Annotated in this window: 21 protein-coding genes; 9 read left to right on the forward strand and 12 right to left on the reverse strand. The window is 70.3% G+C overall.

The features are described from left to right. Positions 1-60: 60 nt before the first annotated feature. Genes IEY70_RS08345 through cobU form a run of 5 tightly spaced genes read left to right on the forward strand, consistent with a single transcriptional unit; the run spans position 61 to position 5,125 of the window. Positions 61-1,206 carry a cobyrinic acid a,c-diamide synthase CobB gene (locus tag IEY70_RS08345; RefSeq protein ID WP_189064550.1) on the forward strand — a complete coding sequence of 382 codons (1,146 nt, stop codon included), beginning with the start codon at positions 61-63 and terminating at the stop codon, positions 1,204-1,206. Continuing rightward, on the forward strand, positions 1,203-2,120 hold the full coding sequence (gene cbiB / locus IEY70_RS08350; RefSeq protein ID WP_189064551.1) for an adenosylcobinamide-phosphate synthase CbiB: 918 nt from the start codon (positions 1,203-1,205) through the stop codon (positions 2,118-2,120). Before IEY70_RS08345 ends, cbiB begins: the two co-directional genes overlap by 4 nt. Beyond that, positions 2,117-3,178, forward strand: coding sequence for a pyridoxal phosphate-dependent aminotransferase (locus IEY70_RS08355; protein ID WP_189064552.1), 1,062 nt, complete (start codon positions 2,117-2,119; stop codon positions 3,176-3,178). Before cbiB ends, IEY70_RS08355 begins: the two co-directional genes overlap by 4 nt. Continuing rightward, positions 3,171-4,589, forward strand: coding sequence for a cobyric acid synthase (locus IEY70_RS08360; protein ID WP_229777767.1), 1,419 nt, complete (start codon positions 3,171-3,173; stop codon positions 4,587-4,589). Before IEY70_RS08355 ends, IEY70_RS08360 begins: the two co-directional genes overlap by 8 nt. After that, entirely contained in the window at positions 4,586-5,125 is a 540-nt protein-coding gene (gene cobU / locus IEY70_RS08365) for a bifunctional adenosylcobinamide kinase/adenosylcobinamide-phosphate guanylyltransferase (RefSeq protein ID WP_189064553.1), read from the forward strand. Before IEY70_RS08360 ends, cobU begins: the two co-directional genes overlap by 4 nt. 180 nt (positions 5,126-5,305) lie before the next feature. Here cobU and IEY70_RS08370 read toward each other — a convergent pair whose 3' ends face one another. The 5 genes from IEY70_RS08370 to IEY70_RS08390 all read right to left on the reverse strand — a co-directional run bounded on the left by IEY70_RS08370 (position 5,306) and on the right by IEY70_RS08390 (position 11,345). Next, on the reverse strand, positions 5,306-7,135 hold the full coding sequence (locus IEY70_RS08370) for an APC family permease (protein WP_229777768.1): 1,830 nt from the start codon (positions 7,133-7,135) through the stop codon (positions 5,306-5,308). 230 nt (positions 7,136-7,365) lie between these two features. Next, complete coding sequence (locus IEY70_RS08375; RefSeq protein ID WP_189064555.1) at positions 7,366-8,685, reverse strand: hemolysin family protein; 1,320 nt, start codon at positions 8,683-8,685, stop codon at positions 7,366-7,368. Then, positions 8,682-9,989 carry a hemolysin family protein gene (locus IEY70_RS08380; protein ID WP_189064556.1) on the reverse strand — a complete coding sequence of 436 codons (1,308 nt, stop codon included), beginning with the start codon at positions 9,987-9,989 and terminating at the stop codon, positions 8,682-8,684. Before IEY70_RS08380 ends, IEY70_RS08375 begins: the two co-directional genes overlap by 4 nt. A 271-nt stretch (positions 9,990-10,260) precedes the next feature. Next, a complete protein-coding gene (locus IEY70_RS08385; protein ID WP_189064557.1) occupies positions 10,261-10,566 on the reverse strand; it encodes a putative quinol monooxygenase in 306 nt (101 codons plus the stop codon). Further along, positions 10,563-11,345 (reverse strand): type 1 glutamine amidotransferase domain-containing protein, encoded by a 783-nt coding sequence (locus tag IEY70_RS08390; RefSeq protein WP_189064558.1) that lies wholly within the window; start codon positions 11,343-11,345, stop codon positions 10,563-10,565. Before IEY70_RS08390 ends, IEY70_RS08385 begins: the two co-directional genes overlap by 4 nt. A 126-nt stretch (positions 11,346-11,471) precedes the next feature. Here IEY70_RS08390 and IEY70_RS08395 point away from each other — a divergent pair, with 126 nt between their 5' ends. Further along, a complete protein-coding gene (locus IEY70_RS08395) occupies positions 11,472-11,795 on the forward strand; it encodes a GNAT family N-acetyltransferase (protein ID WP_189064559.1) in 324 nt (107 codons plus the stop codon). Between the two features lie 113 nt (positions 11,796-11,908). Continuing rightward, entirely contained in the window at positions 11,909-12,214 is a 306-nt protein-coding gene (locus tag IEY70_RS08400; protein ID WP_189064560.1) for a metal-sensitive transcriptional regulator, read from the forward strand. 137 nt (positions 12,215-12,351) lie between these two features. Here the strand turns inward: IEY70_RS08400 and IEY70_RS08405 are convergent, their stop codons facing one another. Further along, entirely contained in the window at positions 12,352-12,981 is a 630-nt protein-coding gene (locus tag IEY70_RS08405; protein WP_189064561.1) for a hypothetical protein, read from the reverse strand. A gap of 120 nt (positions 12,982-13,101) precedes the next feature. After that, positions 13,102-13,530, reverse strand: coding sequence for a thioredoxin (trxA, locus tag IEY70_RS08410; protein WP_189064562.1), 429 nt, complete (start codon positions 13,528-13,530; stop codon positions 13,102-13,104). Positions 13,531-13,825: 295 nt separating this feature from the next. On the opposite strand from trxA, the gene kynU reads away from it, so the two are divergent. Continuing rightward, on the forward strand, positions 13,826-15,142 hold the full coding sequence (gene kynU / locus IEY70_RS08415) for a kynureninase (protein WP_189064563.1): 1,317 nt from the start codon (positions 13,826-13,828) through the stop codon (positions 15,140-15,142). A 65-nt stretch (positions 15,143-15,207) separates the two neighbouring features. Beyond that, positions 15,208-16,005 (forward strand): tryptophan 2,3-dioxygenase, encoded by a 798-nt coding sequence (locus tag IEY70_RS08420; protein WP_189064646.1) that lies wholly within the window; start codon positions 15,208-15,210, stop codon positions 16,003-16,005. Between the two features lie 22 nt (positions 16,006-16,027). Here IEY70_RS08420 and IEY70_RS08425 read toward each other — a convergent pair whose 3' ends face one another. The 5 genes from IEY70_RS08425 to IEY70_RS08445 form a co-directional block, all read right to left on the reverse strand. Then, entirely contained in the window at positions 16,028-18,997 is a 2,970-nt protein-coding gene (locus tag IEY70_RS08425) for an EAL domain-containing protein (RefSeq protein WP_189064564.1), read from the reverse strand. A 373-nt stretch (positions 18,998-19,370) separates the two neighbouring features. Continuing rightward, the gene (locus tag IEY70_RS08430; protein ID WP_189064565.1) at positions 19,371-22,793 is read right to left on the reverse strand and encodes an efflux RND transporter permease subunit; all 3,423 of its coding nucleotides are present in this window, start codon (positions 22,791-22,793) and stop codon (positions 19,371-19,373) included. Next, entirely contained in the window at positions 22,790-24,124 is a 1,335-nt protein-coding gene (locus tag IEY70_RS08435) for an efflux RND transporter periplasmic adaptor subunit (RefSeq protein WP_229777769.1), read from the reverse strand. The genes IEY70_RS08430 and IEY70_RS08435 overlap by 4 nt, the downstream gene beginning before the upstream one ends. After that, entirely contained in the window at positions 24,121-25,215 is a 1,095-nt protein-coding gene (locus IEY70_RS08440; protein ID WP_189064566.1) for a TolC family protein, read from the reverse strand. The genes IEY70_RS08435 and IEY70_RS08440 overlap by 4 nt, the downstream gene beginning before the upstream one ends. Next, a complete protein-coding gene (locus tag IEY70_RS08445; protein ID WP_229777770.1) occupies positions 25,212-26,663 on the reverse strand; it encodes a TolC family protein in 1,452 nt (483 codons plus the stop codon). The genes IEY70_RS08440 and IEY70_RS08445 overlap by 4 nt, the downstream gene beginning before the upstream one ends. Positions 26,664-26,815: the final 152 nt, after the last annotated feature.

Here is a 26,815-nt window from a genome sequence, read left to right on the forward strand (position 1 = left end):
GGTCACTCGGCACACGCTCTTCCACTGGTGGCCCTTGTTGGCTAATTAATCGGAGTCCGTATGAGTGCCCTGTTCGCCCGCGCCGCCGCGCCCGCCGACGTGAGCGTCCTGGAGGGCGTGATGGGCCTGTACGACGGCCGCGACCCCCTGAGTGACGAGCATTCCACTGCCGATCTGGCGGGCCTGCTGGGCGCCCCGGTGGTGCTGGTGATCGACGCGGGCGGCATGGCCCGCACCGCCGCCGCCGTGGCCGCCGGGCTGCGGGATTTCGCGCCGCTGACGGTCCCGCCTGTGCGGGTGGCGGGCGTGATCCTGAACCGCGTGGGCGGCGAACGTCACGCGGAGCTGTGTGAGGCGGCGCTGGCGCAGGTGGGCCTGCCGGTCCTGGGCTTCGTCCTGCGCGACGAGCGGCTTCACCTCCCGGCGCGGCACCTGGGCCTGCTGAGCGCCGAGCAGGCCTCCTGGGACGCGGCGGACGCCCTGCACGCCGCGCGCTTCCTGCGCCTGGACGCGCTGCTGGCCGCCGCGCAGGCCCCCGCACTGCCCCTCCCGCCCCCCACGCCCGTCCCGGCGGGCGAGCGGGTGCGGATCGGCGTGGCGCACGACGAGGCCTTTCACTTCTCGTACCCGGACGCGCTGGACGAACTGCGGGCGCAGGGCGCGGACCTCGTGCCGTTCAGTCCCCTGCGGGACGCCGGACTGCCGCCGGGCCTGGGCGGGCTGCTGCTGCCCGGTGGGTACCCCGAGGCGCACGCCGCCGAACTGGAAGCGAACGCCGCCATGCGCGCCGCCGTCCGGGATTTTGCGGCGTCCGGGCGGCCCGTGATCGGCGAGTGCGGCGGCCTGATGTACCTGGGCCAGTCGCTGGAAACGCCGGAGCGCACCTTCGAGATGTGCGGCGTCACGCCGGACCGCACCCGCATGGCCCCCCGCCTGACCCTGGGCTACCGCGACGCCCACGCCCTGACCGGCACGCCGCTGGCCCCGGCGGGCGCGGCGCTGCGCGGTCACGAGTTCCACCACTCGGTCCTGACGCACGAACCCACCCACCCGGCCTACCGCTGGCAGGCCCCGGACGGCACGCCCGTCCACGAGGGTTACGCGCGCGGGAACGTGCTCGCCAGTTACCTGCACCTGCACCTGGGCGCGGACCCCGCGCTGGCCCGCCGCTTCGTGGACCGGTGCCGCGACCTGGGCAGCCCGTGAGCCGCCGCGCCCTGCTGCTGGCCCTGGCCCTGGACGCGCTGGGTGAGCCGCCCGCCCGCTGGCATCCGGTCGTGTGGATGGGCTCGTACCTGAAGAGCGCGCGGGGCCGCTGGCAGGCCACCACGCCCGCCGCGCAACTGCTGGAGGGTGGCCTGGGCTGGGCGGGCGGGGCCACGCTGGCCGCGCTGGCGGGCGGGGCGGCGGCGCGGCTGCCGTGGCCCGCGCAGGGCGTCCTCCTGAAGCCGTTGCTGGCCTGCCGCGCCCTGCTCTCGGCGGTGCAGGAGGTCGAGGCGGCCCTGCACGCGGGCAACCTGCCGGAAGCGCGCCGCCTGCTGGCGTGGCACCTCGTAAGCCGCGACACCACCCACCTGAGCGCCGCCGAGGTCGCCGGGGCCGCCGCCGAGAGCCTCGCGGAGAACCTGTCGGACAGCGTGGTCGCGCCGCTGCTGGCGTACCGCGCGGGCGGCCTGCCGCTGGCGGCCCTGTACCGCTACGCGAACACCGCCGACGCCCTGTGGGGCTACCGCACACCGGAACTGGAGTGGCCCGGCAGGGTCGCCGCGCGCGCCGACGACCTGCTGAACCTCGCCCCGGCCCGCCTGACCGCCGCGTGCGCCCTGCTGGCCGCGCCGCTCCTGGGGCTGGACGGCCGCGCCGCATTCCGCGCGTGGCGCTCGGGTCACCGTGCCACGACCAGCCCGAACGCCGGACACCCGATGAGCGTGTTCGCCGGGGCGCTGGGCGTGCGGCTCGACAAGCGCGGTGTGTACGTCCTGAATCCCGGGGGGCGTGAACCGGGCGCCTCTGATCTGCGCGCGGCGTGTCGTCTGGCGCACCTGACCCTGATCCTCGCTACGCTGTGCCTGATGCTGCCCCGCCCACCCGCCCGCCCTGCCCGCCGGGGCCGCCCATGACCACCGACCTCCCGAGTGTGGACCTGCCGGATACCGACCTGACCGGCCTGCCGCCGCTCCTGCCCCGCGCCCCTCACGGCGGGCCGGACGCGCAGCCGTTCACGGGCCTGGATTTCAGCGTGAACACCAACCCCTACGGCCCGAACCCCCGTCTGATCCAGGCGGTGCGGGACGCCGACCACGCCCACTACCCGGACCCCGGCTACACCCGTGTGCGCGAGCGGCTGGCCGCGTGGCACGCCACCGAACCCGGCGGCGTGGCCCTCGCCACCGGTGCCTCGGACCTGCTGCACCGCCTGACCCGCGCCTTCCTGGGGGGCGGCGACACCCTGCTGAGCCTGCACGCGCCGTTCGGGGAGCTGACCCGCGCCGCCGCGCTGCAACGCGCGTCCGTGCAGGTCGTCCCCGCGCTGCCCACCACGCTCCCGGCCCGCACGCGCCTCGTGTACGCCGGGTACCCGCACAACCCCACCGGGCACTCCCCCACACCGGCCGAACTGCTGGCCGCCGCCGACACCTGCGCCGCCGCCGGGGCGCTGCTGATCGTAGACGAGGCGTACGCGCCGTTCACGGCCCTGCCCGTCCCGCCGCGCCACCCGGCGCTGGTGAGGGTCCTCTCGCCCGGCAAGGCGCACGGCATGGTCGGCGCTCGCCCCGCCTACGCGCTGGCCGCGCCCACGGTCGTCGCGGCGCTCGACAACCTCGCCCCGGCATGGCATGTCACGGCCGCCACCGCCGCCGTCCTGGCCGCCCTGCCGCACGGCGCGCGCTTCCTGGCCGAGACGCTGCCGCGTGTCGCCGCGCATGCCTCCGAACTGGCCGCCGACCTGGGCCGCCTGGGCCGTACCGAGCACACGGGCACGCCCTTCATGACCCTGCGCGTCGGGGACGCCGCCGCCCTGACCGCCGACCTGCGCGAAGGCGGCATCCGCGTGCGCGACTGCGCCAGCTACGGCCTGCCGGACTGCATCCGCGTCAGCACGCGCCTGCCCGGCGAGAACGCCGCCCTGCTGCGCGCCCTGACCGCCCGCCTGGGGAGGGGAGGCCGACATGGGTAAGGCGATCATGGTGCAGGGCTGCACGAGCAGTGCGGGCAAGAGTTACCTGACGGCCGCGCTGTGCCGCGCGCTGGCGAACGAGGGCCTGCGGGTCGCGCCGTTCAAGGCGCAGAACATGAGCAACAACGCCGGGGTCACGCCGGACGGGCTGGAGATGGGCCGCGCGCAACTCGTGCAGGCGCGCGCGGCGCGGGTCACGCCGGACGTGCGCATGAACCCGGTGCTGCTCAAGCCCGAGGCGGATACCCGCTCGCAGGTGGTGCTGCTGGGGCAGGTCAGCCGCGAGATCACGGAGTTGCCGTGGCGGGAACGCAAGGCGCACCTGTGGCCGCACGTACAGGAGTCGCTGCACAGCCTGCTGGCCGGGTTCGACGTGGTGGTCATCGAGGGAGCGGGCAGTCCGGCCGAGGTGAACCTGCGCGGCAGCGACATCGTGAACATGCGCGTGGCGCTGGAGGCGCAGGCGGGCGTGCTGCTGGCCGCCGACATCGACCGGGGCGGGGCGTTCGCGCACCTGCTGGGCACCTGGCACTGCCTGACGCCCGGGGAACGCGGGTTGCTGCGCGGCTTCATCCTGAACCGTTTCCGGGGGGACGCGCGGCTGCTGTCGCCCGCCCCGGAGTGGTTGCAGGAGCAGACGGGCGTGCCGACGGTGGGCGTGATTCCCATGCTGGACGTGACGCTGCCCGAGGAGGACGGCGTGTGGCTGGACTCGCGCGCCGCTGCCATACCGGACGCCGACGCGGGCTTCGTGGCCGTCACGCGACTGCCGCGCGTGAGTAACCTCGACGAGTTCGCGCCGCTGGGCCCGCTGGCACGCTGGGTGTCCCGCCCGGACGAGCTGGCAGGCGCGCGGGCCGTGATCATTCCGGGCAGCAAGAGCACGGCCGCCGACCTGAAATGGCTGCGGCAGACCGGACTGGCCGCCGGAATCACGCGGCTGGCCGGGGCGGGCGTGCCGGTCCTGGGCGTGTGCGGCGGCCTTCAGATGCTCGGGCAGTCCATCCGCGACCCGCACGGCATAGAAGGCCGCGTGCCGGGAGCGGAGGTCCCCGGTCTGGGCCTGCTGGACCTGCACACCGAGTTCATGCCGGACAAGACGACCGTGCAGACCACCTTCACGGACCCCGAGACGGGTTTCGCGCTGACCGGGTACGAGATTCACCACGGGCAGACCCGCGCGGGTGGCGGCGTGCAGACGCTCGCGCCGGGCCTGCTGTGGCGGCAGGGCAACGTGCGCGGCACGTACCTGCACGGCCTGCTGGAGAACCCTGCGTACCTGGAACGCTTCCTGGGCTGGGCGGACCTGCCGCTCCCGCCGGGCCTGGATTCGCTGGACGCCCGCCTGGACGCAATCGCGGCGCAGGTGCGGGCCGGGCTGGACTGGTCGGTCATCGAGGGGATGCTGTGACGCGGTCAGAGGCGGGCCGGATCGTGTTCGTGACGGGTGGGGCGCGCAGCGGCAAGAGCACGTTTGCGGAACGCCGCGCCGCGCAGGAGGCCGCGCCGGACGGACCGGGCGTCACGTACCTCGCCACGGCGCAGGCCTTCGACGACGAGATGACGGACCGCATCGCCCGTCACCGCGCCGACCGGCCCGCCGGGTGGGTCACGCACGAGGAACCGCTGGCCGTGCCCGCCGCGCTGCGCGCCGTGACCACGCCCGCCGCACTCCTGGACTGCCTGAGCCTGTGGGTCAGTAACCTGATGCTGGCCGGGCACACCGACGACGCGGTGCTGGACGCAGCCGACGACCTGCTGCGCGCCGCCCGCGAACGGGGCGGCGTGACGGTCCTCGTGACGAATGAGGTGGGCTTCGGCATCGTGCCCGACAACGCCCTGGCCCGCCGTTACCGCGACCTGCTCGGCTGGGTGAACCAGCGGGCCGCCGCCGCCAGCGACGAGGCGCACCTGATCGTCAGCGGTCTGCCTCTACGGCTGAAGTAGCGCCGGGCCGTGGGAGGGCCGGAGGTGGCCGCTCCCTGACCACCTGACCACTTTGCAGATATGGACCCGGGTGGAACGGTCTGAGCCATTCAACCCGGGTGGAGGCAAGTGGGAGAAGCGCGGATTCCGGGCGTGGTGTTGGGAGCGAAACAGCGCGGGTGCCGGCCCGGCGTTCCAGGCTCAACCGCCGACGTGAACCACGGGTCGCCGCTCCCGGTTCGGTTCGGCCCGGCGCAGAATTTCCCGCGTGAGCGGCGGCACGTCCCCTTCCCCGAACAGCAGGAACCGCCCCGCTGCTTCCACCGGGCTGTCCTCGATCCACTCGAAGTACACGTGTGGCCGCTGACCGTACGTGTCGCGGACATAGAGCAGGAAGGCCGCAATGGCGTTCGGGACGGCGCTGGATTCCAGGCGCAGCACCTGATGCCCCCCGATCTCCACGCCACGAACTTCCACCACGTCACTGAACTCACTGGGGTCCGCCACGGTGACTTCCAGGAACAGCACAGGGTGCCCCTGGGCCAGGTGCGTCTCTGTCCGGACCTCGCGCTCCTTCTCGATGTATTCCGCCGCGTCTCCCTCGTTCCGTTCATTGGCAATGAACCGCAGGTCCTGCGAGCGGGCCGCCCCGTCCAGAATGGCGCGGGCGCCCGCATCGAGTTCGACTCGTTCCGTACGCAGTTCCGTCGCGCGACTGACGCGGGAGATCAGCGAGACGACCATGATCGCCAGGATGAACAGCCCACCGAGGCGGAGGCCGCTCAGGTCGTCGATGAAGGTCACGGCCAGGGTGTAACCGAAGATCAGGCTGACCAGCCCGAATCCGATGATCTGTGCGGTGGCGCGGCGCCGGACGGCCGAGAGGGTCACCGCGACGGAGGCGCTGCCGATCAGGACGAGTACGCCCGTCGCGTACGCGGCGGCCTGCGCATTCACGTCTGCCCGGAAGATCACGGTCAGCAGGACGCTGACTGCTGTGAAGATCAGGACCAGTGGGCGGTTCATGCGCGCCCAGGCCGGGGCCATGCCGTAGCGGGGCAGGTAGCGCGGCACGATGTTCAGCAGGCCGGCCATCGCGCTGGCTCCCGCGAACCACAGGATCAGGATCGTGCTGATGTCGTACACCGTGCCGAACACCTCACCCAGCCGCTCGTGCGCCAGGTACGCCAGCGCCCTGCCGGACGCCTCACCGCCATCCTGAAACGCCTGTGGGGGAATCAGGAGGGTCGTGGCGAAGGAGGACCCGATCAGCATCACGCTCATGATCAGCGCCGCCGCGGTCAACAACTTCCGGGCGTTGCGAATCCGGCCAGCGGGATTGGCTTCCGTGTCACTCGCGTCCCCCTTGACGAGTGGCATCACGACCACACCCGTCTCGAAGCCGGACAGCCCCAGCGCCAGACGCGGGAAGACCAGCAGCGCGGCGCCGATCAGGGCCAGCGGGCTGCCGTAACTGCTCCCGAGCGCCTGGGTCCAGTTCGACCAGAGGACCGGGGTGGCCAGGACCTGCCGGAACGCGTCGACCAGCACCACCACGTTCAGACCGAGGAACAGGACCACCAGCCCGACCGCAATGCCGATGGCCTCGCCGAACCCCTTGAGGAAGACCGCGCCCAGCAGCAGGATCAACACAAGGGTGATGGGGACGTTCCACCCTTCGGTGTAGTGGGTCAGGAAAGGGTTTTCCACGATGTGGGCGGTCGCGTCGGCCGCCGATAGGGTGATGGTGATGAAAAAGCCAGTCGCGACGAACCCGAGCAGGATCAGGACCAGGATCTTGCTCTGCCAGCGGGGCAGAAGACGCTCCAGCATGCTGATGCTGCCGTCTCCATGCGGACTTTCCTGCGCCACGCGGCGGTACATCGGCAGCGCCCCGAACAGGGTGACCAGCACCAGCACCAGCGTGGCGATGGGTGACAGAGCGAGCGAGCCAGCGGAGATGGCCGCCAGGGCCGCGATGCCCGGCTGGTAGCCCAGGGTGCTGAAGTAATCGACGCCGGTGAGGCACATGACCTTCCACCAGGGTTGCGTGTGGGACTGGGCGTGTGGCGGCTCTTCGTAAAAGCCTTCCTGTTCATCCTGCTTACCCTGCAGTAACCACGACTTCAAACCGGATCGCCACGATGGGGCGTTTGAGGAATCCATGAGCACCACTATGAACGACAAAACCCACAGGCTTCCCGGGTGGAGTGACCCCGGGAAGCCATGCCTGGGCTCGCGTTCAGCCTTGGGTCAGGTGGTCAGGGCTGTCCCCTGCGCGCAGGTTCATGCTCTTTCCCCAGTGGCCGCACGCGCACGCGGGTGATCTTGAGGCCCTGCACGTCCTCGGCGGTCAGGTCGTGGTTCTGGATGTGCATGGTGTCACCGGCGCGGGGGGGCGTGCCGGTCTCGGCGAGCATCAGTCCGGCGATGGTCAGGACCTCGTCGTGGCGGAGCTTCAGGCCGTAGTCGCTGCGCAGTTCGTGCAGGGTGACCTCGCCGTCCATGGTGTACGAGCCGTCCTCGTTCACGGTGATCCAGTGGCTGTCGGTGTCGTCCTCGTCCATGACGTCCGCGATCAGGTCGTCCATGGTCACGAAGCCCAGCGTGCCGCCGAACTCGTCCACGACGAGTGCCGAGTGCGCCCGCTCGCGCTTGAACAGGGCCAGCAGGTCCTCGGCGGTGGCGGTCGCCGTGACACTCGGCAGTGGCCGCACCAGTCGGCCCAGGTGCAGGTTCCGGCCCGACACGCGCGCCCGGATGAAGTCCTTGACGTGCAGCACGCCCACGATGCTGTCGAGGGAGTCCTCGTAGACGGGGTAGCGGCTGCGGGTGGACTGCGTGATGCGCGCGGCGATCTCCTCGGGCGCGGCGTTCACGTTCAGCACGTCCATGCGGGCGCGGGAGGTCATGAGTTCCTCGGCGGTGCGTTCCTCCAGCGCGAAGATGTTGCGCAGCAGGTCGCGTTGCACCTCGCCGATCTGGCCGCTCTCGGCGCTCTCGTCGGTGATGATGCTCAGTTCGCGGCTGGTGTACAGCAGGGCGTTCTGGCCGGGTTCGCGGACGCGCAGCAGGCGCATCAGGCCCAGCGCGAGGCCGCCCAGCACCCACACGAACGGCCGGAAGATCAGCCCGAACACCCGCATGACCGGATGCACGCGCACGCTGACCGCCTCGGGCGTCTGGAGGGCCAGGGCCTTGGGGATCATCTCGCCGAACACGACGTGCATGAACGTGATGAAACTCAGGGCGATCACGAATCCGGCGGTGTGCGCCGCCGCGTACGACAGGCCCCAGTTCTCGAAGGGGCCGTACAGCCAGCCGGCCACCTGCGGCTCGCCGTACATGCCCAGCCCGATGCTGGCGAGCGTGATGCCCAGCTGCGCGATGGCGATGTACCCGTCCTTGCCGGTCGGCTGGTCGATCAGGCGGGTCAGGGTGCGGGCGCCGGCGCTGCCCTGCTCGGCCAGCGTTTCCAGGCGGGAGCGGCGCGCGGCGACCAGCGCGAACTCGGCCGCGACGAACAGGCCGTTCAGGATGACCAGCAGCACGATCACCAGGATGGGGGTGAGGTAGGTCACGCGCTCACCTCCGGCGCGGCGAAGCTGGCACGTTTCACGGCGCGGCGTTCCATGGCCTCCACCCGGAAGATCAGGTTGCCGGGTGTGACGCTGACCTCGTCACCGGGCTGCGGCAGGCGGCCCAGTTCCTGCCACATCAGGCCGCTGACCGTGTCGACCTCGTCGGTGGGCAGGTCCAGGTCGAAGCGGCTGTTCAGGGTGTCGATCAGCACGTCGCCGCGCACCACGACCCGCCCGCCCTGCACGCTGATGGGTTCTTCCTCCTGGTCGAACTCGTCCTGCAACTCGCCGAAGATTTCCTCCAGGGCGTCTTCCAGCGTCACGAAACCGGCCACGCTGCCGTACTCGTTGACCACGACGGCGCTGTGCCGCCCCGAATCCCGCAGGCGGCGCCACAGGTCCGGGACGGCCATCACCTCGGCCACGACCAGCGGGTCCCGCATGACGCTCTGCACGGTCGCGTCGGGGGTGCGCTCGGCACTCAGGTACAGGCTGCGCAGGTGCACGACACCCACGACTTCCTCGCCGCCCATCTCGCTGGTCGCGGACGTCACGGGAAAGCGGGAGTAGGCGCTGGGCGCGAGCCGTTCGAGGGCCTCGCGGACGCTCAGGCTGGCGGGAACGGTCAGCAGGCGCGTGCGGGGCGTCATGATCTCGCGGACCACGCGGTCCTCGACGTTCAGCACGCCGGCCAGCATCTCGCGTTCGCTGGCGTCGATCAGGCCGCCGTCGGCACTCTCGCGGTACAGGTCCTGCAGTTCCTCGGGCGAGTGCACGTGCGCGTGGCTGTGTTCCGTGTTCATCTTCGCGGCGCGCAGGATGGCGAAGGCCGTGCCGTTGAACAGCGCGATCAGCGGGCGGAACAGCAGCAGGCTCAGCTGCATGGGCCGCAGCGTGGCGAGTGCCAGCCGCTCCGGGTAGCGCAGTGCCACGGTCTTGGGCAGCAGTTCACCCAGCACGACCTGCAACGAGGTCACGAGGAGCAGGACCGCGACGGTCGCGGCGACCTCGCCCCCCACGGCGCCCAGCAGCGGCGTGAACAGCGGCGTCAGTTGCGACTGACCGTACGCGCCCGCCACGAGGCTGCTGAGCGTGATGCCGATCTGGCAGGCCGCCACGTACGTGTCGATCCTCTTGGGGTCCTGAAGGATGCCCAGCAGCGCCACGGCCGTGCGGTTACCGCCCTCGGCCGCTTCCTGCACACGCGAACGCCGCGAACCGACCGTCGCGAACTCGGCCGCGACGTACAGGGCATTGAAGGCCACCATCAGCAGGATCACCAGCGCGGGAATCAGGGCGCTCACAGTCGGTCCCTCCAGCGCGGCTGCGTGGTGGTCTGGATTGCGACGGGTCTGCGGGATCGCCAACTGGGAGGGTCGGCGCTGTCATTCTTCGGCAGCGTCATACCAGAGCAGTCTATCAGGGGGGTGCCCGCCTCCCTTGGTGTTGCTTTCACACTGTGGGCATGGCGGGCGTGCAGCCGGGCAACCGCCCCGCACCGCCCACAAACCCGCACCGCGCAGAAACCCCGCACCGCCGGGGAGGGCAGTGCGGGGCAGGTAGGCGGGGAATCGATCAGCCCGCGACGTCGATCTCGGTCAGGACCGTCACTTCGGGCGCCTGCGCGAACCAGTCGCCGGCCTTGGCGCGGTACGCCTGATAGTGGGCGCTGTCACGGTGCGCCTGCCCGGCCGCCTGGTCGCGGTAGCGTTCCTGCACGTGGAAGCGGGTGACGCCGTCCTTGACTTCTTTCAGCAGGTCGTAGCGCAGGTTGCCTTCTTCCTGGCGGCTGGCCTGCACCATGGTCAGCATTTCCTTCTCGACCACGTCTACGAACTCGGGTTTGGGCACGATGACAGCGTGAACGGCGATGACGCTCATGCGTTCACCCCGGCGGTCTGGGCCTGCTCGTTCAGGGCGGCCAGCAGCACGTTCACGAACTCGTCGTCGCTCATGGGGTTCTGGCCGGTGATCAGTTCGCGGTCACGGACGACGTTGCTGGTCCACTTGGCGCCGTTGTCCATGGTCATCCCGGCGGCGGTCAGGGCGTCTTCGGGGTAGTACTGCATGGGCGCCTCGAAGCCCTGCTCGGCGTCCTTCTCCTCGGGAGTGCTGAACACGGTGGCCTTGTAGCCGCTGTAGATGAAGCCGCTGGCGGTGGGCGTCTGGCCGTCCTGCAGGGCTTTCTGGTAGGCGGGCGCGTCCTGCTGCGCGGCCAGGAGGGCCACGGGCGCGTGGCAGATCAGCGCGGTGGGCTGCGCCTTCTCATGGAAGTGACGCAGCACGGTGCCGAGGTCGGCGTCGCGCATCAGTTCGATCATGGGGGCGTGCCCGCCGGGCAGGAACACCGCGTCGAACTGGTCGAGGTTGCCGGTCACGTCCGCGAGTTTCGCGATGGGGCCGCTGAGGGTCTCGTTCACGAAGGCCTTGATCTGCTCGTACTCTTCCTCGTTCTTGAAGAGGTCCTTGGTGTCGCTCCCGGCGTCCAGGGGCGGGCGGTTGCCTTTGGGCGTGGCGATGGTCAGCGCGTAGCCTTCCTGCACGAGTTTGTGGGCGGGCACGCCGAACTCGTTGAGGTAGAAGCCGGTGGCGTGGGTTTTGCCGTCCTGCATGGGCAGTTGGCTTTCGCTGGACATCACGACGAGAATCTGCTTGGTCATGTGAGGCACCCTATGTCAGGTTTCATGAGGGCTCTGTCATGCGAATCACTTTGCCAAGCAAAGCAGGGGCAGCTCATGAACGAATCCTCATGAAGCGGCACGCCCCCACCCGGACATACTGACCCCATGACCCACGACCACACCCCCACCGTCCGCCGCAACGACGAAACCCACCGCTACGAACTGACCGACCAGACCGGCACCCTGCTGGGCTTCGCCGAATTCCGCCCCGCCGGAGACCACGCCGTCATGCTCCCCCACACCGAGGTCATGCCCGGCCACGAGGGCGAAGGCCTGGGCAGCCTGCTGGCCCGCGCCGCCCTCGACGACGTGCGCGCCCAGGGCAAACACGCCGTTCCCATGTGCCCCTTCATCGCCGCGTTCATCCGCGAACACCGCGAGTACCTGGACCTCGTGCAGCCCGAACAGCGCGGCGTGTTCAAACTCTGAGCGCCCACGCGGGAACACACCCGGGCCATGCCCCCCCGGAGTATGCTGCTGTGCGTACACGACGCCCCACCGGGCCGACCCGCCGTTCACGCCGCACAGGAGCGCCCCGCACCATGACCACCGACACGACCCCCAACCCCCAGACCCCACCGGCCGCCGCGCCCCCCCTCACCGAAACCGACACCCGCGTCCTGCTGCGCCTGCGCCGCATCGAGGGACAGGTGCGCGGCCTGCAACGCATGATCGAGGAAGGCCGTGACTGCCACGACATCCTCACCCAACTCAGCGGCGTACGCAGCGCCCTCGACGCCGCCGGAGAGCAGATCCTCGAACAGTACGCCGGAGGCTGCCGCGCCCGCCCCGGCGAGACCGTCACGCCGCAGGACGTCGTCCGCGCCGTGAAACTGCTCCGCCGCTGAGTCGGGCCTCCTGACCTGTTGCAGGCAAGGCGAACCGCGAACCATGCCTGATCCGAGAGAGCGGGTTTTTGCCTAGGTAAAACGCCCTGATTGGACTTTGCTCCCATCACCATTGATTCAATGAGCGGAAAAGCTACTCAATGGCCAGCTTTCTTTAAGGCATCTTCTCCAGTGCTGGTCGCTTTGCCTTCAAGTGGATCGATTTCGAAGCTAACCATCTCGGGGTCTATTCCGATAGCAGTCAAGACCGCGACAGTCTGCTCGGCATCTTTCATGTCGTAGAGCCTGACTATGAGGCGGCCGTCAGGCCCTGACAGTCCTCCACCCTGAATCGGGGGAATGATACCCAGCTTTCCTGCCTCAAACAGAACCTGGAGTGCGGTCATACCCTCTCCCCAGGTCAAACCACTCTGTAGCCCCTCTATTCGAATGCTTTCATCGTTGTAAATTTCCCGTAAACGGTTTTGCAGTTTGAGCAGTCCGCCAGCACGTGTAAATGTGCTCAGGGAGTAAGTGGCGACTCTGTCTCCATCCCGTAAGCCCATCCCGATGTAAGCAGGATGATCCTTCCAGATCTGATAGTTAGGATGATGCGTAAAGCTGGCTGGCAGGTCTTTATTCGCATCGACCCTGAGCTGTTCGATGACTTGTAGCTGCACTGAAGATAGTTCAATTCCTGTCTGATGTAACAAGCTGCCGCTCCTGGCGGGAGCAGTCTGCATGAGAAAGGCAAGGAGAATGATGGGCGTTGAGGTCCTGAGTTTCATTTCATTTCCGCCTTGAAAAATCTTGACGAATAGCCTCGATATCAGTGGAGAATGACAATCAATAGCCAGAGTCTTTCTGTTCCATTCTCTTCGGTTCAGAATGCTTCTTGCGCTTTCCAGTTACTTCGTGGGCACGCTGCGGTCCAGCCACGCCCGCAGTTCGGGCAGGCCCACGGCTCCGACCTGACGCCCGGCGACCTCACCGTTCTGGAAGACCAGCAGGGTGGGGATGCCCTGCACGGCGTGAAGGCCGGGGGCCTGCGGCTGGTCGTCGACGTTCACTTTCACGATCTTGAGGGTTCCGGCGCGTTCCTTGACGAGTGTTTCCAGGGCGGGGGCGATCACGCGGCACGGGCCGCACCAGGGTGCCCAGAAATCCACGATGACCGGCACGGACGCCCGGATGTCCTGCGTGAAGGTCGCGTCGGTCCCGGTGACCAGCCACGGGAGCGGCTGGCCGCAGCGGGCGCACACGGGCACCTGTGCGTCCGGGACGGTCTGCACGCGATTCCTGGCGCCGCAGTGGGCGCAGGTCAGAATGTCGCTCATGCTGTTCAGGGTACGGCAGGGGAGGGGGCGTGCGTGGCATACTGCCGCTTGATGAGGTCGTCCCGTCACTGCTGGCAGGTCCGTCCCGGCGCGAATGAGATCGCGCGGGCGCTGCATGACTGGTGGTGCGCGAACCTGGGCCGCCCGATGCGCGGCGCGCGGCTGTGAACGCCGTTTCTGACCGGCTCTGATCCACCTACTGTCTCTGCCTTTCATCCCTGACGGCTGGTTCTGTCGCCCGCGCCATGCGTGCGGCGCTGACGGTACGGCCGCCTGGTTCCTTATAGGAGTTGCCATGACGAATATCGATGCGACGAACACTGATGTCCAGACCGCCCAGCCTCAGCCCACCTCCGTGCACGCGCGGATTGGTGCGGCGCTGACCGGGGCCGCCATTCCTGCCGACCTGCTGGACCTGGACGCCCGCGACCCGCTGGCCCACAAGCGTGAGGAATTCACGCTGCCGGGCGGCGTGGTGTACCTGGACGGCAACAGCCTGGGGGCGCTGCCGCGCGCCGTGCCGGAGCGGTTGCAGCGGGTCGCGGCGCAGGAGTGGGGCGACGCCCTGATCCGCTCGTGGGGTGCCGGGGCCGCAGAGGGGCGCGACTGGATGAACCTGCCGGACCGGGTGGCCGCGAAGATCGCGCCGCTGATCGGCGCGCTCCCGCACGAGGTGGCGGTGACGGACAGCACGGGCGTGAACACCTTCAAGGTGCTGGCCGCCGCGCTGAAACTCGCCCCGGCGGGGCGCCGCGTGATCCTGACGGACGCCGAGAACTTCCCCACCGACCTGTACATCGCGCAGGGACTACTGGACCTGCTGGGCGGCGGGTACGAACTGCGGCGCGTGAACCCCGACGCCCTGGGCGAGCACCTGACGGCGGACGTGGCGGCGCTGCTGCTGACCGAGGTGGATTACCGCACGGGCCGCCGCCTGGACATGGCGGCCGTCACGGCGCAGGCGCGCGCGGCGGGCGTCCTGACCGTGTGGGACCTGGCGCACTCGGCCGGGGCGTTCCCGGTGGACCTGCGCGGCGCGGGCGCGGATTTCGCGGTGGGCTGCGGGTACAAGTTCCTGAACGGCGGCCCCGGCGCGCCGTCGTTCCTGTTCGTCTCCGAGCGGCACCTGGGCGCCATGAACGCGGCGCCCGTGGCGATCAGCGGCTGGATGGGGCACGCCGATCCGTTCGAGATGGACCGTGCGTTCACGCCCGCGCCCGGCGCGCGCCGTTTCGTGCCGGGCACGCCGATGGTCCTGAGCCTCAGCGCTCTGGACAGCGCCCTGGACGTGTTCGAGGGCGTGGACCTGCACGCGCTGCGCGCCAAGAGCCTGTCGCTGACCGACACCTTCATCCGGCTGATGGAGCCGCTGTGCGCCCGCTTCCCGCTGACGCTGGTGACGCCGCAGGAGCACGTGCGGCGCGGCTCGCAGGTCAGTTACCGGCACCCGCAGGCGCGTGAGGTCATGGCGGACCTGATCGGGGGCGGCGTGATCGGCGATTACCGCACGCCGGACATCCTGCGTTTCGGGTTCACGCCGCTGTACCACTCGCACGCGGACGTGGCGCGCGCCGTGGCGGGCGTGCAGGCCGCGCTGGAGGCCCGCGCGTGAGTGCCGCCGACCCCGGTGCCGCGCGGCCCGGAGCGCCCGACCGGGACGCCCCCGAGCAGGCGTACATGGACTTCACCCGCAGCCTCAGTTACGGCGACTACCTGCAACTCGACACCCTGAAGAGCGCGCACCGGCCCGTCACGGACGCGCACGACGAGCACCTGTTCATCGCCGTGCATCACGTTTCGGAGGTCTGGCTGGACCTGATCATCCGCGAGTTGCGCGCCGCGATGGAGCAGCTCTCGCAGGGCATCACGGACGCGCCCCTGAAGGGCCTGACCCGCGTGGTGCGCGCGCAGGAGCAACTCACGAACGCGTGGGAGGTCCTGAAGACCATGACGCCCGCCGATTACCTGTCCTTCCGGGACGCGTTCGGGCAGGCGTCCGGCTTTCAGAGTTCCTCGTACCGGATGGTGGAATTCCTGCTCGGGAACCGGCACGCGGTCCTGGCCCGCCCGCACGAGCACCGCCCGGACCTGCACGCACCCCTCCTGGCCGCGCTGGAAGGCCCCAGCGTGTACGACCTGACGCTGCGCCTGCTCGCCGCGCGGGGTCTGCCGGTTCCCCCGGAAGTCCTGGGCCGCGACCTCACCCTGCCGCCCACCCTGAACGAGGACGTGCTGAACGCCTGGATCACCGTGTACCGCCAGCCCGACACCTACTGGGACCTGTACGAACTGGCCGAGAAGCTGCTGGACGTCGAGGACAACTTCCGCCGCTGGCGCTTCAATCACCTGACCACCGTGGAACGCACCATCGGGTTCAAACGCGGGTCCGGCGGGACCAGCGGGGCCGGGTACCTGCGCCGCGCCCTGGAAACCGTGCTGTTCCCGGAACTGTGGGAGGTCCGCACCCGCCTCTAGCGGCACTTCCGGCCCGCTCCGGTCAGTCCGGCAGCCGGAACTGCCCGGCCGGGACGGGGCGGCCCAGCAGGAAGCCCTGGAGGGTGTCACCGCCGACCGATTCGATGAACGCGGCCTGTTCGGGCGTCTCGATGCCCTCGGTGGTCACGTGCAGGTTCAGCGCGTGCGACAGCAGCATGACGGCCTGGATGATCTTCTCGGCGGTGCCGTCCGGGTTGCCGGTCACGGAACGCAGGAACGAACGGTCGATCTTCAGGGCGGTCAGCGGGAAGCGGTTCAGGTAACTGAGGCTGCTGTACCCGGTGCCGAAATCGTCCAGGGACAGCGCCACGCCCAGCGCCCGCAGGCGCCGGAGGGTGGCCTCGGCGTCCGGGACGTTCATCAGGACGCTCTCCGTGATTTCCAGCACCAGTCGCCCGGGTGGAATGTTGTGCGCGGCGATGGCGGCCCGGACCGTCTCGACCAGTTGAGGATTCCAGAACTGCCGGGGGCTGAGGTTCACGCTCATCTGCAACTGCGGGTGCGTGCGGTGCCACTCGGCCAGCTGACGGCACGCCTCGTTCAGTACCCACGCGCCGATCGGCAGGATCAGGCCGGTGTTCTCGGCCAGCGGAATGAACTCGGCCGGGGAGACCATGCCCAGGCGCGCGTGCCGCCAGCGGCACAGGGCCTCGGCGCCGATCAGTTCGCGCGTTCCGGCGCGGAACAGCGGCTGGTAGTGCAGTTCGAGTTCGTCGCGTTCCAGCGCGCGGTACAGGTCGGTTTCCAGGCTGACCGTGCCGGGTTGCAGGGCGGTCGCGGCCGGGTCGAACACGGCCACGCCGCTGCCCGTGCGTTTGGCGCGGTACATGGCGAGGTCGGCGGCGCTCAGCAGCGTGTCACTGTCGGTGCCGTGATCGGGCGTGAACGCCAGTCCCAGGCTCGCCCCGACGAACAACTCCTGGCCCTGCACGTGGAACGGCGCCTGAAAGCAACTGGTCAGGCGGTTCTGCACGCCGCTGCGGAAGACGCCGGGATCGTTCCCGAACGGCAGGATCAGCGTGAACTCGTCGCCGCCCATGCGGGCCACCACGTCCGACGGGCGGAAGGTGCGGCGCAGGCGCCGCGCGACCTGCACCAGCAGTTCATCCCCGGCGCTGTGCCCCAGGGTGTCGTTGATGACCTTGAAGCGGTCGAGGTCCAGCAGCCCCACCGCCAGCCGTTCGCCGTCATGCGTGCTGCGGCTCAGCGCCTGCGTCAGGTACTCCAGGTACAGCGCGCGGTTCGGCAGGCCCGTCAGGCTGTCGTACATCGCCAGTCGCTGCATCTCGCGTTGCGCCAGCGCGCGTTCCAGCAGCAGCGAGGCCAGCCCGGTCAGGTCCTGCAGGGCCGCCAGTTCCGTCTGGGTGGGCGTGCGGGGCGTCTCGCTGAACACCGTGAACACGCCCAGCGGCGGCTGGTCGGCGTGACTGGACAGGATCGGCAGGCCCCACATGGCGTGCAGCCCGCCGGCCAGCAGGGCCTCGCGTGCGCCCCGGTGCATGACCAGGCTCTCCCGGCGTATGTCGTCCACGATCACGGGCTGGCGGGTGCGGACCACCGTCGCGCACACGCCGTCGTCGTGTTGCAGGTCCACCTGCGTCACGCCGCGCTGAGCCGAGGCGCGCAGGGCGTCCGCGTCCGAGTTCACGCTGGCGCGCAGGGTCAGCAGCGAGTCCTCGCGCAGCCACGCCGCGACCGTCAGGCTGTTCAGGTCCAGCCAGATCAGGCGGCACAGGCCGTTGAGCAGGTCATCCACGGGTCGGCCCGCGGCGGCCTGTTCCAGCAGTTCGCGCCGCATGCGGTCGCGGCGTTCGCGCTGCATCTCCTGCGTCACGTCGCGCTGCACGCTGACCCAGTGCGTGAACCAGCCGCGGGTGTTGGCGACCGGCACGATGCTCAGGTGTACCCAGATGGGCGTGCCGTCCTTGTGGTAGTTCTGCACCACCTCGTCCACGGGCGTCCAGGACAGCAGGTTCGCGCGGACGCGGTCCAGGGTCGCGCGGTCCGAGCCCGGTCCCTGCAGGATGCGTGGCGTGCGCCCGATGATCTCCTCGGGCGCGTACCCGGTCATGCGCGTGAAGGCCTCGTTCACGTACACCACGCGCGGCCCCTCCCCGACGACCGGTTCGGCCTCCGAGATCACGACGGCCTCGCGGGCGTTCACGGTCACGCTCTCCAGCAGCCGCAGACGCTCCTCCTCGCTGCGCCGCTGCGTCACGTCCCGCAGCGTGACGGTCAGGCCGCCCGGACTGGGGTACACCCGCGAGTCCAGCCACTGTCCCTGCGGGCCTTTCAGTTCGGTTTCCTGTCGCTCGCCTGTCTTCAGGGCGCGCCGCAGCACCTTCAGGAACGTGTCGGCGAACATCCACCCGGCGTGCCCGGTCAGTTCGGCGTGGCTCAGGGTGCCTTCCGGCAGGCTCAGCAGGCGCTGCGCGGCCGGGTTCAGGTACAGCAGGTTCAGGTCATGGTCCAGGCTCAGCAGGCTGTCGTCCACGCTGCCCAGCGCCGCCTGCATCCGCTCGCGCGACACGGTCAGTTCGCGTTGCAGGCGGTACTTCTCGACGGCGCGTTCCAGGTCACGCAGCAACCCGGCGGCGCTCAGGGTGGATTTCACCACGTAGTCCTGCGCCCCGGCGTTCATGGCCAGTACCGCCACCTGCTCGTCGCCCACGCCGGTCAGCATCACGACCGCGCAACTGGGCCGCGCCTCGGCCAGGACCTCCAGGCCGGTCATGTCCGGCAGGTTGAAGTCCAGCAGCACGCAGTCCGGCGTCTCGCGGCGCAGGTACTCCACGGCGTCGGCGCCCATGCCCAGGACCGTGCACTGCACCTGCGGGGCCGCGCGCCGCAGCAGATGCTGGTACGTCCAGGCGTCCTCCTCGCTGTCCTCGACGATCAGGACCCTCAGGCTGGGCCGTGCTGGCAACGCGCCGCTCACAGCCGGGAGGTCGGGGCGGGCATCGTCAGACATAGCAGGATCATTCACGCGGATACCTCACACGGGTATTACGGGAGCACACCTTCAGGAACCAGGCCGGGTTCGTTCAGCTCTCATGATAGCGCTCATGCGGACTCCGATTGAATGGACTGCAAAGGCCACTGGGTCCGAGCGGATGCAAGCAGGAGCGAAACGGAGTCCGTATCGCATCATTGAACGAGGCCCCCCACACCGGATGGGTGCAGGGGGCCTCGTTCAGGTGCCGTCCGGGTCATACGGACTCCGATTGAATGGCTTATAAAGCCGTTCAATCCGAGCGGAGCGAGTAGGAGAGAAACGGGTTCCGGACGTGGAGTTAACAGATCGGTGGTGTTCCGATCTGTTAACGAAATAAACGGAACCCGTATCAGTCCCCGGCAGCCAGCGTCCCTTCCGGCGCGGTGGGCGCGACGGGCTTCTGGCGGCGGCGTTCGAACTGCCAGAACACCGTGGGCACCACGAAGAAGGTCAGCAGCGTACTGGTCACCACGCCGCCCAGGATCACGATCCCCAGACCCCGGCGGAATTCGGCGCCGTCGCCCTGGCCCAGGATCAGCGGAATGCTGATCACCAGGACGGTCAGGGTGGTCATCAGGATCGGCCGGAAGCGCAGTTCGGCCGCCTCGATCAGCGCCTCACGCAGCGGCAGGCTGCGGGCGCGTTCCGTCACGAACTCCAGGTACAGGATCGAGTTCTTGGTGCTCAGGCCCAGCAGGATCACCATGCCCAGCACCGTGATGACATCCAGGTCCGCGCCGAAGAAGTTCAGGCTCCACAGCGCGCCCACGACCGCCAGCGGAATCGGGAGTTGCAGGTAGATCGGGTACCGGAACGAGTTGAACTGGCTGCCCAGCACCAGGTACGTCAGGAGGATCGCCACGACCATCAGGACCGGGCCGTAGAACACCAGGTCGCCGGTCAGTCCGGCGCTGCCGAAGGAACTGGCGTTCCCGAGGGTCACGCCGTCCGTCAGGATGCCTGCCTTCTCGGCGCTGGCGACGATCTCGCGCTGGTACGCGAAGGCGTTCGGGCCGCCGGGTTTCAGGTTGATGTCGATGCTGGCCGTGTACGCCTTGTTCAGGCGGCTGAGGGTGGCGGGCGCCTGCGAGACCTCGAAGGCCCCCAGCTGAGACAGCGGCAGGTTGGCGTTCAGGCCGCTGGAGTACACCGTCTGCGACAGCAGGCTCTGCTCGTCCTGAATGCGGGACGGGTCCAGGCGCACCACGATGTCGATGCTGCGGTCGCCGTCGCGGACACTTCCGGCGGTGCTGCCGTCGTTGTAGGTGCGCAGCGCCTGGGCCACGTCGGTGGCGCTCAGGCCCGTGCCGGACAGGCGGGTGGCGTCGGGAATGAAGGTGCGTTCCTGGCGGGTGGCGCTCAGGCTGCTCTCCACGGTCCTCAGGTTCGGGTCCTGCGCGAGCAGCCGCACGAGTTCGCGGTTCTTCTCGATCAGCAGCGCCTGGTTCGGCGCGGTCAGCGCGAGGCTGATGTCGGCGCTGCCGCCGGGGCCGTTCTGCTGCGTGCCGACCGTCAGTTCCGTGCCGGGCACGGCCGCCACCAGCGGCGTGAGTTCCCGGTTGAACTGCGCGACGAGTTCCTCGATGGCCGGGCGTTCGGCCCGGTCGATCAGCGTGACGGTCAGGGCGCTCTCACTGGAGTTGTTCCCGCCGGTGGCGCTCCCGGCCCCCACGCTGGTTTCCAGCAGGCGCACGTTCGGGCTGGCCAGCAGGCGGTCCTCGACCTGCCGGGTCAGGCGGTTGGTGGCGTTCAGGTCCGTGCCGGTCGGCAGGCTCAGCGTGACGGTCATCACGCCGCTGTCGGTCTTGGGCGTGAACGCGAAGCCCACGCCCCTGAGGGCCAGCGGGGCCGTGAGCAGGAACACCAGCGCGACCAGCATGACCGCCCACGGGACGTTCAGGGCGCGGTTCAGGCCCCGCGCGTACGAGCGGGCCACGCGGGCCACGGCGCGGTTCGTGAAGCCGTGCAGGGTGCCGGTCAGGGCCTCGAGCAGCGCGAACAGGCTGGTCAGCAGGTACCGGGCGACGGCCACGACCAGCGGCGCGATCACGGCCGCCACGATCACGGCGCCCGGCACGCCCAGCGCCGTGCGGGACAGCGCGAACGACACGCCCGCGCCGGCCAGGGCCAGCCACAGCAGCCCGGCGGGCGTGCGCACGCCGCGCAGGGCGTCCATGAACATGGCCGGGAAGCGGCCCAGCACGCCCGGCACCTGCGCCCACGTGACGGGGTCCGGGTCGCGGGTGTACGCCATGCGGACCGTCAGGAACAGCAGGCTTTCCAGCCACGACAGCACGATGGCGGCCGCGATGCCCAGCCCGAACTGACTGAAGAACTGCCCCAGGATGCCCGGCATCAGGCTCAGGGGGATCAGCACGGCCAGCAGCGAGAAGCTCGCGGCGGTCACGGCGCTGAAGACCTCGCTGCCGCCCAGCAGCACGCTGCGCAGCTGCGAGTACCCCAGGTCGCGGTAACGCTGCACGTTCTCGGCCACCACGATCGAGTCGTCCACCACGATCCCGATCGCCACGATGATCGCCAGCAGCGAGATGATGTTGAACGTGAACCCCAGCAGCCCGAACAGCAGCGGCGCGGCGCTGATCGAGATCGGAATCGCCAGGATCACGGCCAGCACGGTGTTCAGGCGACCCAGGAACAGCAGGCAGATGACGCCCACGGCAGCCACGGCGATCAGGAATTCCTTGAAGGTGTCACTGACGGTCGCGCGGGTCTCGGTGGTCGTGTCGCTCGCCAGGGACAGGCTGTACCCGGCCGGGAGCGGCTGCGCTTCCATCGCGGCGCGCACGTTGTCCGCCACGGCCACCGAGTTCGTGCCGCTGCCCTTACGGACGCTGAGCAGCACGGCCGGTTGCCCGTTCACGCGCGCCAGGCTGCTGGCGGTCACGGCGCCGTCGCGCACGCTGGCCACGTCGGAGACCTGCAGGCCCGTCTGGGCGTCCACCGTGATGCGGCCCACGTCGGCGGCGCTCTTGGGGGTGTTGCGGGTCGAGAACTGCGTCTGCACGCCGCCCCGCTCGACCGTCCCGGCCGGGAGGTCCAGGGCGCTGGCGCCGATGGCCTGCGTGACCCGCGCGGGCGACAGGTTGAACGCCTGCAGTTTGGCGGGGTCCAGCAGCACCTGCACCTTGCGTTCCGGGCCGCCGCTGACACTGACGTCCGCGACGCCCTCCACGCGTTCCAGGCGGGGTACGAGCACGTCCTCGGCGTAGGTGGTGACCTGCGCCGGGGGGTTGCTGCCGCCCAGCAGTGCCAGCGTCAGGATCGGCGTGGCGTTCGGGTCGAACTTCTGCACGACCGGGGCGTTACTGCCGTCCGGCAGACTCCCGCGGATCGCGGCGACCGCCTGCGATACCGAGTTCGCGGCCCCGTCGATGTCGGTGTCGTCGCTGAACGTGATCACGACCGCCGACTGGTTACTGACCGACGTGGTGTTGATGTCCGTCACGCCCGCCAGGGTGCTGATGGCGTCCTCGATCTTGCGGCTGACCTCGCGGTCCACCTGATCGGGGTTCGCGCCGGGGTAGCCGGTACTGACCGCCAGGATCGGCACCTCGAAGTTCGGAAGCAGTTCCACGCCCAGCCGGAAGGTCGTGACCAGCCCGGCCAGCACCAGCATCACGAAGATACCGATGGAGAACACGTAGTTCTTCACGCTGAAGCGTACTAGCGGGTGAATGGTGGGTTCCGGTGTGCCGTCCGGCAGGGTCGCGCCGGGAATATCCCGGAAGTCGTCGGAGTCGTGCGTGCTCACGGCGCGCCGCCTTCGGTCGCTTCAGCGGCCGCGCGGGCGACTTTCACCTTCGCGCCGTCCTGCAGGCTGGCCGGAACGGGCGTGATGATCTCCTGCCCGGCCTGCACGCCGCGCAGCGCCACCTGACCGCCGCTCTCGGCCACGACCGTCACGGGCGTCAGCTGCGCCACGCCGTCCGAGACGACGTACACCGTGTTCTGCCCGCCGTCCACCTGCACGGCGCTGCTGGGCACCAGGACGCCCGTGCCCAGCGTGTTGCGGTAGCGGGCCTGCGCGGTCGCGCCGACCGGCAGCGCCTCGCCGCCCTGCACGCGCGCCGTGACCGGCACCAGCCGGTTGGTGCCCGCGATGTTGGGCGTGCCCGTCACGACCGCCACGTAGTTCACGCCGCCGTACCCCAGGTTCAGGCGCGTGCCGTCCTTGAGGGCCAGTGCGTCGCCGCTGGGCACGCTGAACTTCGCGCGGATGCTGCCCGGATCGACCAGTCGCGCCACCGCCGAGCCCTGCGCGGCGAACTCGCCCACGCTGACCGCGAGGCTGGCGACCGTCCCGGAGAACGGCGCGCGGACCGCCGTGCGGGCCAGGTTCTCCTCGGCCTGCGCGACGCTGGCCTGCGCGGATTTCAGGCTGGCCTGTTGCAGCGGCACGCTGCCGCTGGCGCTGCTACCGTTCTGCGCGAGGTTGTTGCGTGCCTGCGCCAGCGCGCTCTGCGCCTGCGCCAGCTGCGAGCGGGCCGCCTGCAGGTCCGCGAGGCTCACGCCGCCCAGCCCGTACAGCGTCTCGGCGCTCTGCGCGCTGCTCTGCGCCTGCGCCAGCGCCGCCTGCGCGGACGTGACCGAGGCGCTCAGCGCGGCCGTCGCCTGACTGGTGTTCGTGCGCGTCTGATCCAGGTTGATCTGCGCCTGCTGCACCTGCAGGCGCGCGTTCTCCAGCGCCTGCCGCTGCTGCGTGTCGTCCAGCTGCACCAGCACGTCGCCCCGGTTCACGCGGTCGCCCTCGCTGACCAGCACGGCGCGCACGTTCCCGCCGCTCTGCGCGGCGACCTGCGAGTCCCGCTGCGCCTCGATCACCGCCGACGCGCTGCGCTGCACGTTCAGGGTGCCGCTGGTGGCCTGCACGACCGTCACGTCCAGGGTGGTGGTCTTGGGCGGCGCGGCGTCCAGGTCGTTGGTGGTGGGTGCGGCGGCCTCCGTGCCGGGCGTGGTGCCGGGCGCGGCGTCGGTCTGGCCGGGCGCGGCGCAGGCGGCCAGCGCGGCGCTGAGCAGCGCGGCCAGCGTCAGCTGCGCGGCGGGGCGGCGGGCCGCCATGAACCGGGTGGGTGCGCCGCTCATTTCACCAGTCCTGTCACGTCGGTGCCTGCCGCGCTGCCCAGGGCTGCCAGTGCGCGCCATACGTTGTTCTGCGCCTGCGTGACGCTCAGCGTGGCCTGCTGCGTCTGCACCTGCGTCTGCTGCACGTCCACGGCGGCGGCCGTCCCGGCCTTCAGGCGGGCCTGCGCCTGCGTGAGGCTGGTCTGCGCGTTCGCCAGACTGTCACGCGACAGCGCCACGCGTTCCTGCGCGTCCTGAAGGCTGCGGTAGGCGTCACGCACCTGCGTCAGGGCGCTGCGCTGCGCGTCACCCAGGCTGAGTTGCGCGTTCTGCGCGGCCACGCGGGCGTCTTCCAGGGTGCGGGCCGGGGTGTAGTCGTTGTCGGCCAGTTTCACCTGCAGGGCGCTGAACGCCGCGCCGTTCGCGGCCTGCACCAGCCCCGGCAGGCGTTTTTCCAGCCCGGCCTGCAATCCGGCCAGCGTCAGGCTCAGTTTCGGCGGGGCGGGCGGGGCGCTCAGGTTCAGGTCGGTGCCGGCCGGCAGGTTCAGGCTGCGGGCCAGCTGCGCTTCCAGGACCGGCAGCTGGTCGCGGGCACTCTGGAGGTCCTGGCGGTCGCTGTCCAGGGTGTTCTGCACGCGGCTGACGTCCAGGGTGGTCGCCACGCGCGCGGCCAGTTTCGCCTGCGCGATCTTCAGCTGCCGGGCGTCCAGTTCGACCTGCGCGGCCAGCACGCCGGTGCGGGCAGCCGTCTCGTAGGCGCCCAGGTACTGCGTGATCACGGTCTGCGCGACGTTCAGTTTGGTGGAGGCCAGCGTGGCGGCCTGCGCGGCCACGTCCTGCTCGGCCTGCGTGAGGACCGTGATCGGGGAGGTCGGGTCGGCCCGCACGGCCCGCAGGTTCGCCTGCGCTTTTTGCAGGTTGGCGCGCGCGGTCGTCACGTCCGCGCCGTCACTCAGGGCGCGGGTGACGGCTCCGGGCAGCGTCAGGCTGGTCGCGGCCTGCGCCGACGCCTGCGGGGCGGCCAGTGCCAGCGTCAGGGCCAGCAGGCGTGCCGCGCCGGGCAGTGCGCGCCGGGCAGCGGTGGGGGTCGGGGTGGGGATCGTGTTCTTCATGGGGTGCCTCCGGAGGTCAGCAGCAGCGGGTCGAGGTCGGTGGTGGCCTGCGCCAGGGTCAGCGTGGCGAGCGTCACGGCGTTCAGTTGCGATTGCAGCGCCTGATCGGCCTGCAAGGAGGTCAGTTCGGCCTGCCGGACGTTCAGGGCGGTGCCCAGTCCGGCGTTCAGGCGGGCGCGGGCGCTGTCCAGCGCCGTGCGTGCCTGTTCGGCGGTCGTGCGGGCGGCGTTCAGGGCGTCCTGCTCGTTCTGCAGGGCGTCCAGCGCGGCGCGCACGTCGAGTTCGACGCTCTGGCGGGCGCTGTCCAGCGCCAGTTGCGCCTGCGTGACGCCCAGTTGCGCCTGCGTCAGGGCGGTGCCGCGCGTGTTCCCGAACACCGGCAGCGACGCGCTGAGCGACAGGGCCACGCCGCCCGGAATGGCGCTGGTGTCCTTCAGCGGCACGCTGACCTGCGCGCCCAGGGTGCCCTGCTTGACGTTCAGGGTGCCGCTCAGCAGGCGGCCGCTGCCGCCCGCTCCGTCACTGAGCTGCCCGGCGCGGACACTGGCGGTCACGTCCGGGAAGCGCGCGTCGAGCTGCGCGGCACTCAGGCCCGCCTGCGCGTCGGCCAGCGCCGCCTGCGCCCGCGCGACCTCGGGACGACGGGACAGGGCGCGGTCCAGCAGTTCGGGTAGCGTGCCGTTTACGGTCACCGTGGGGAGCGGCGCGAACGCCCCTGCCTGGGCGGGCAGCGTGACGGGCGCGCCCAGCAGGCGGTTCAGGCTGCGGGTCGCCTGCGCCTGCGTGCGCTCGGCGCGGGTCTGCGCGGCCTGCGCGTTCTCGAACGCCGCCTGCTGCGCCAGCAGTCCCTCGGCCGACAGGACGCCGTCACTGCGCTGCGACTGCGCGGCGCTCAGTTGCGCGCGGGCCAGGTCCAGTTGCGCGCGTGAAAGTTCCAGCGCGCCCGAGGCGCCGCGCACACCCTCGTACGCCTGGAGGACCTGCACGGTCAGGCGCGCGCGGGTGTTGCGCAGGTCCACCGCCGCGCCCGCCAGGGAACGCGCGGCGCTGCGGGCGCCCTCGAGGGCCGGAGCCCACGGCAGCACGTTCAGGTTGGCGCTGACCGTGAGGGTCGTGGCACCCGTGAACGTTCCGCTGTCCCAGGGAACGCGGGTCAGGCTGCCGTCCACGCCGGCCGTCACGCTCAGGCCGGCGCGGGTGCGGGCGCTGTCCAGGGTCAGCTGCGCGGCGCGGTAGTTCAGGTCCGCCGCGCGCCAGTCGGGGGCGCCGCGCAGCGATTCCAGCAGCGGTGTCAGGCTGGCGGCCGGGGCCGCGGCGCCGCTGGCCGCCGGTGGGGTGGCCGTGGGCGGCGCGGTCTGCTGCGCCCCGGCGAAGCCCAGCAGGACGCTCAGGGTCAGCAGGGTCATCCGCGCGGGCCGCGCCAGAAGGGAAGAGGGAAGATCAGTCATGCAGGGAACCTCGGTGGGTCGGGCAGTGGGGCGTGAACGGAACGCGAGACGCGCGGGAACCGGCAGGGCCGGGTGGGGCCTCTCGCGCGCGGCGGAATCAGCGGGTGGACGTGCAGCGCAGGCAGCATCTGGGACCTCGGTGCCGACGGAGG

Source organism: Deinococcus seoulensis (genome assembly GCF_014648115.1).
Taxonomy (GTDB): domain Bacteria; phylum Deinococcota; class Deinococci; order Deinococcales; family Deinococcaceae; genus Deinococcus; species Deinococcus seoulensis.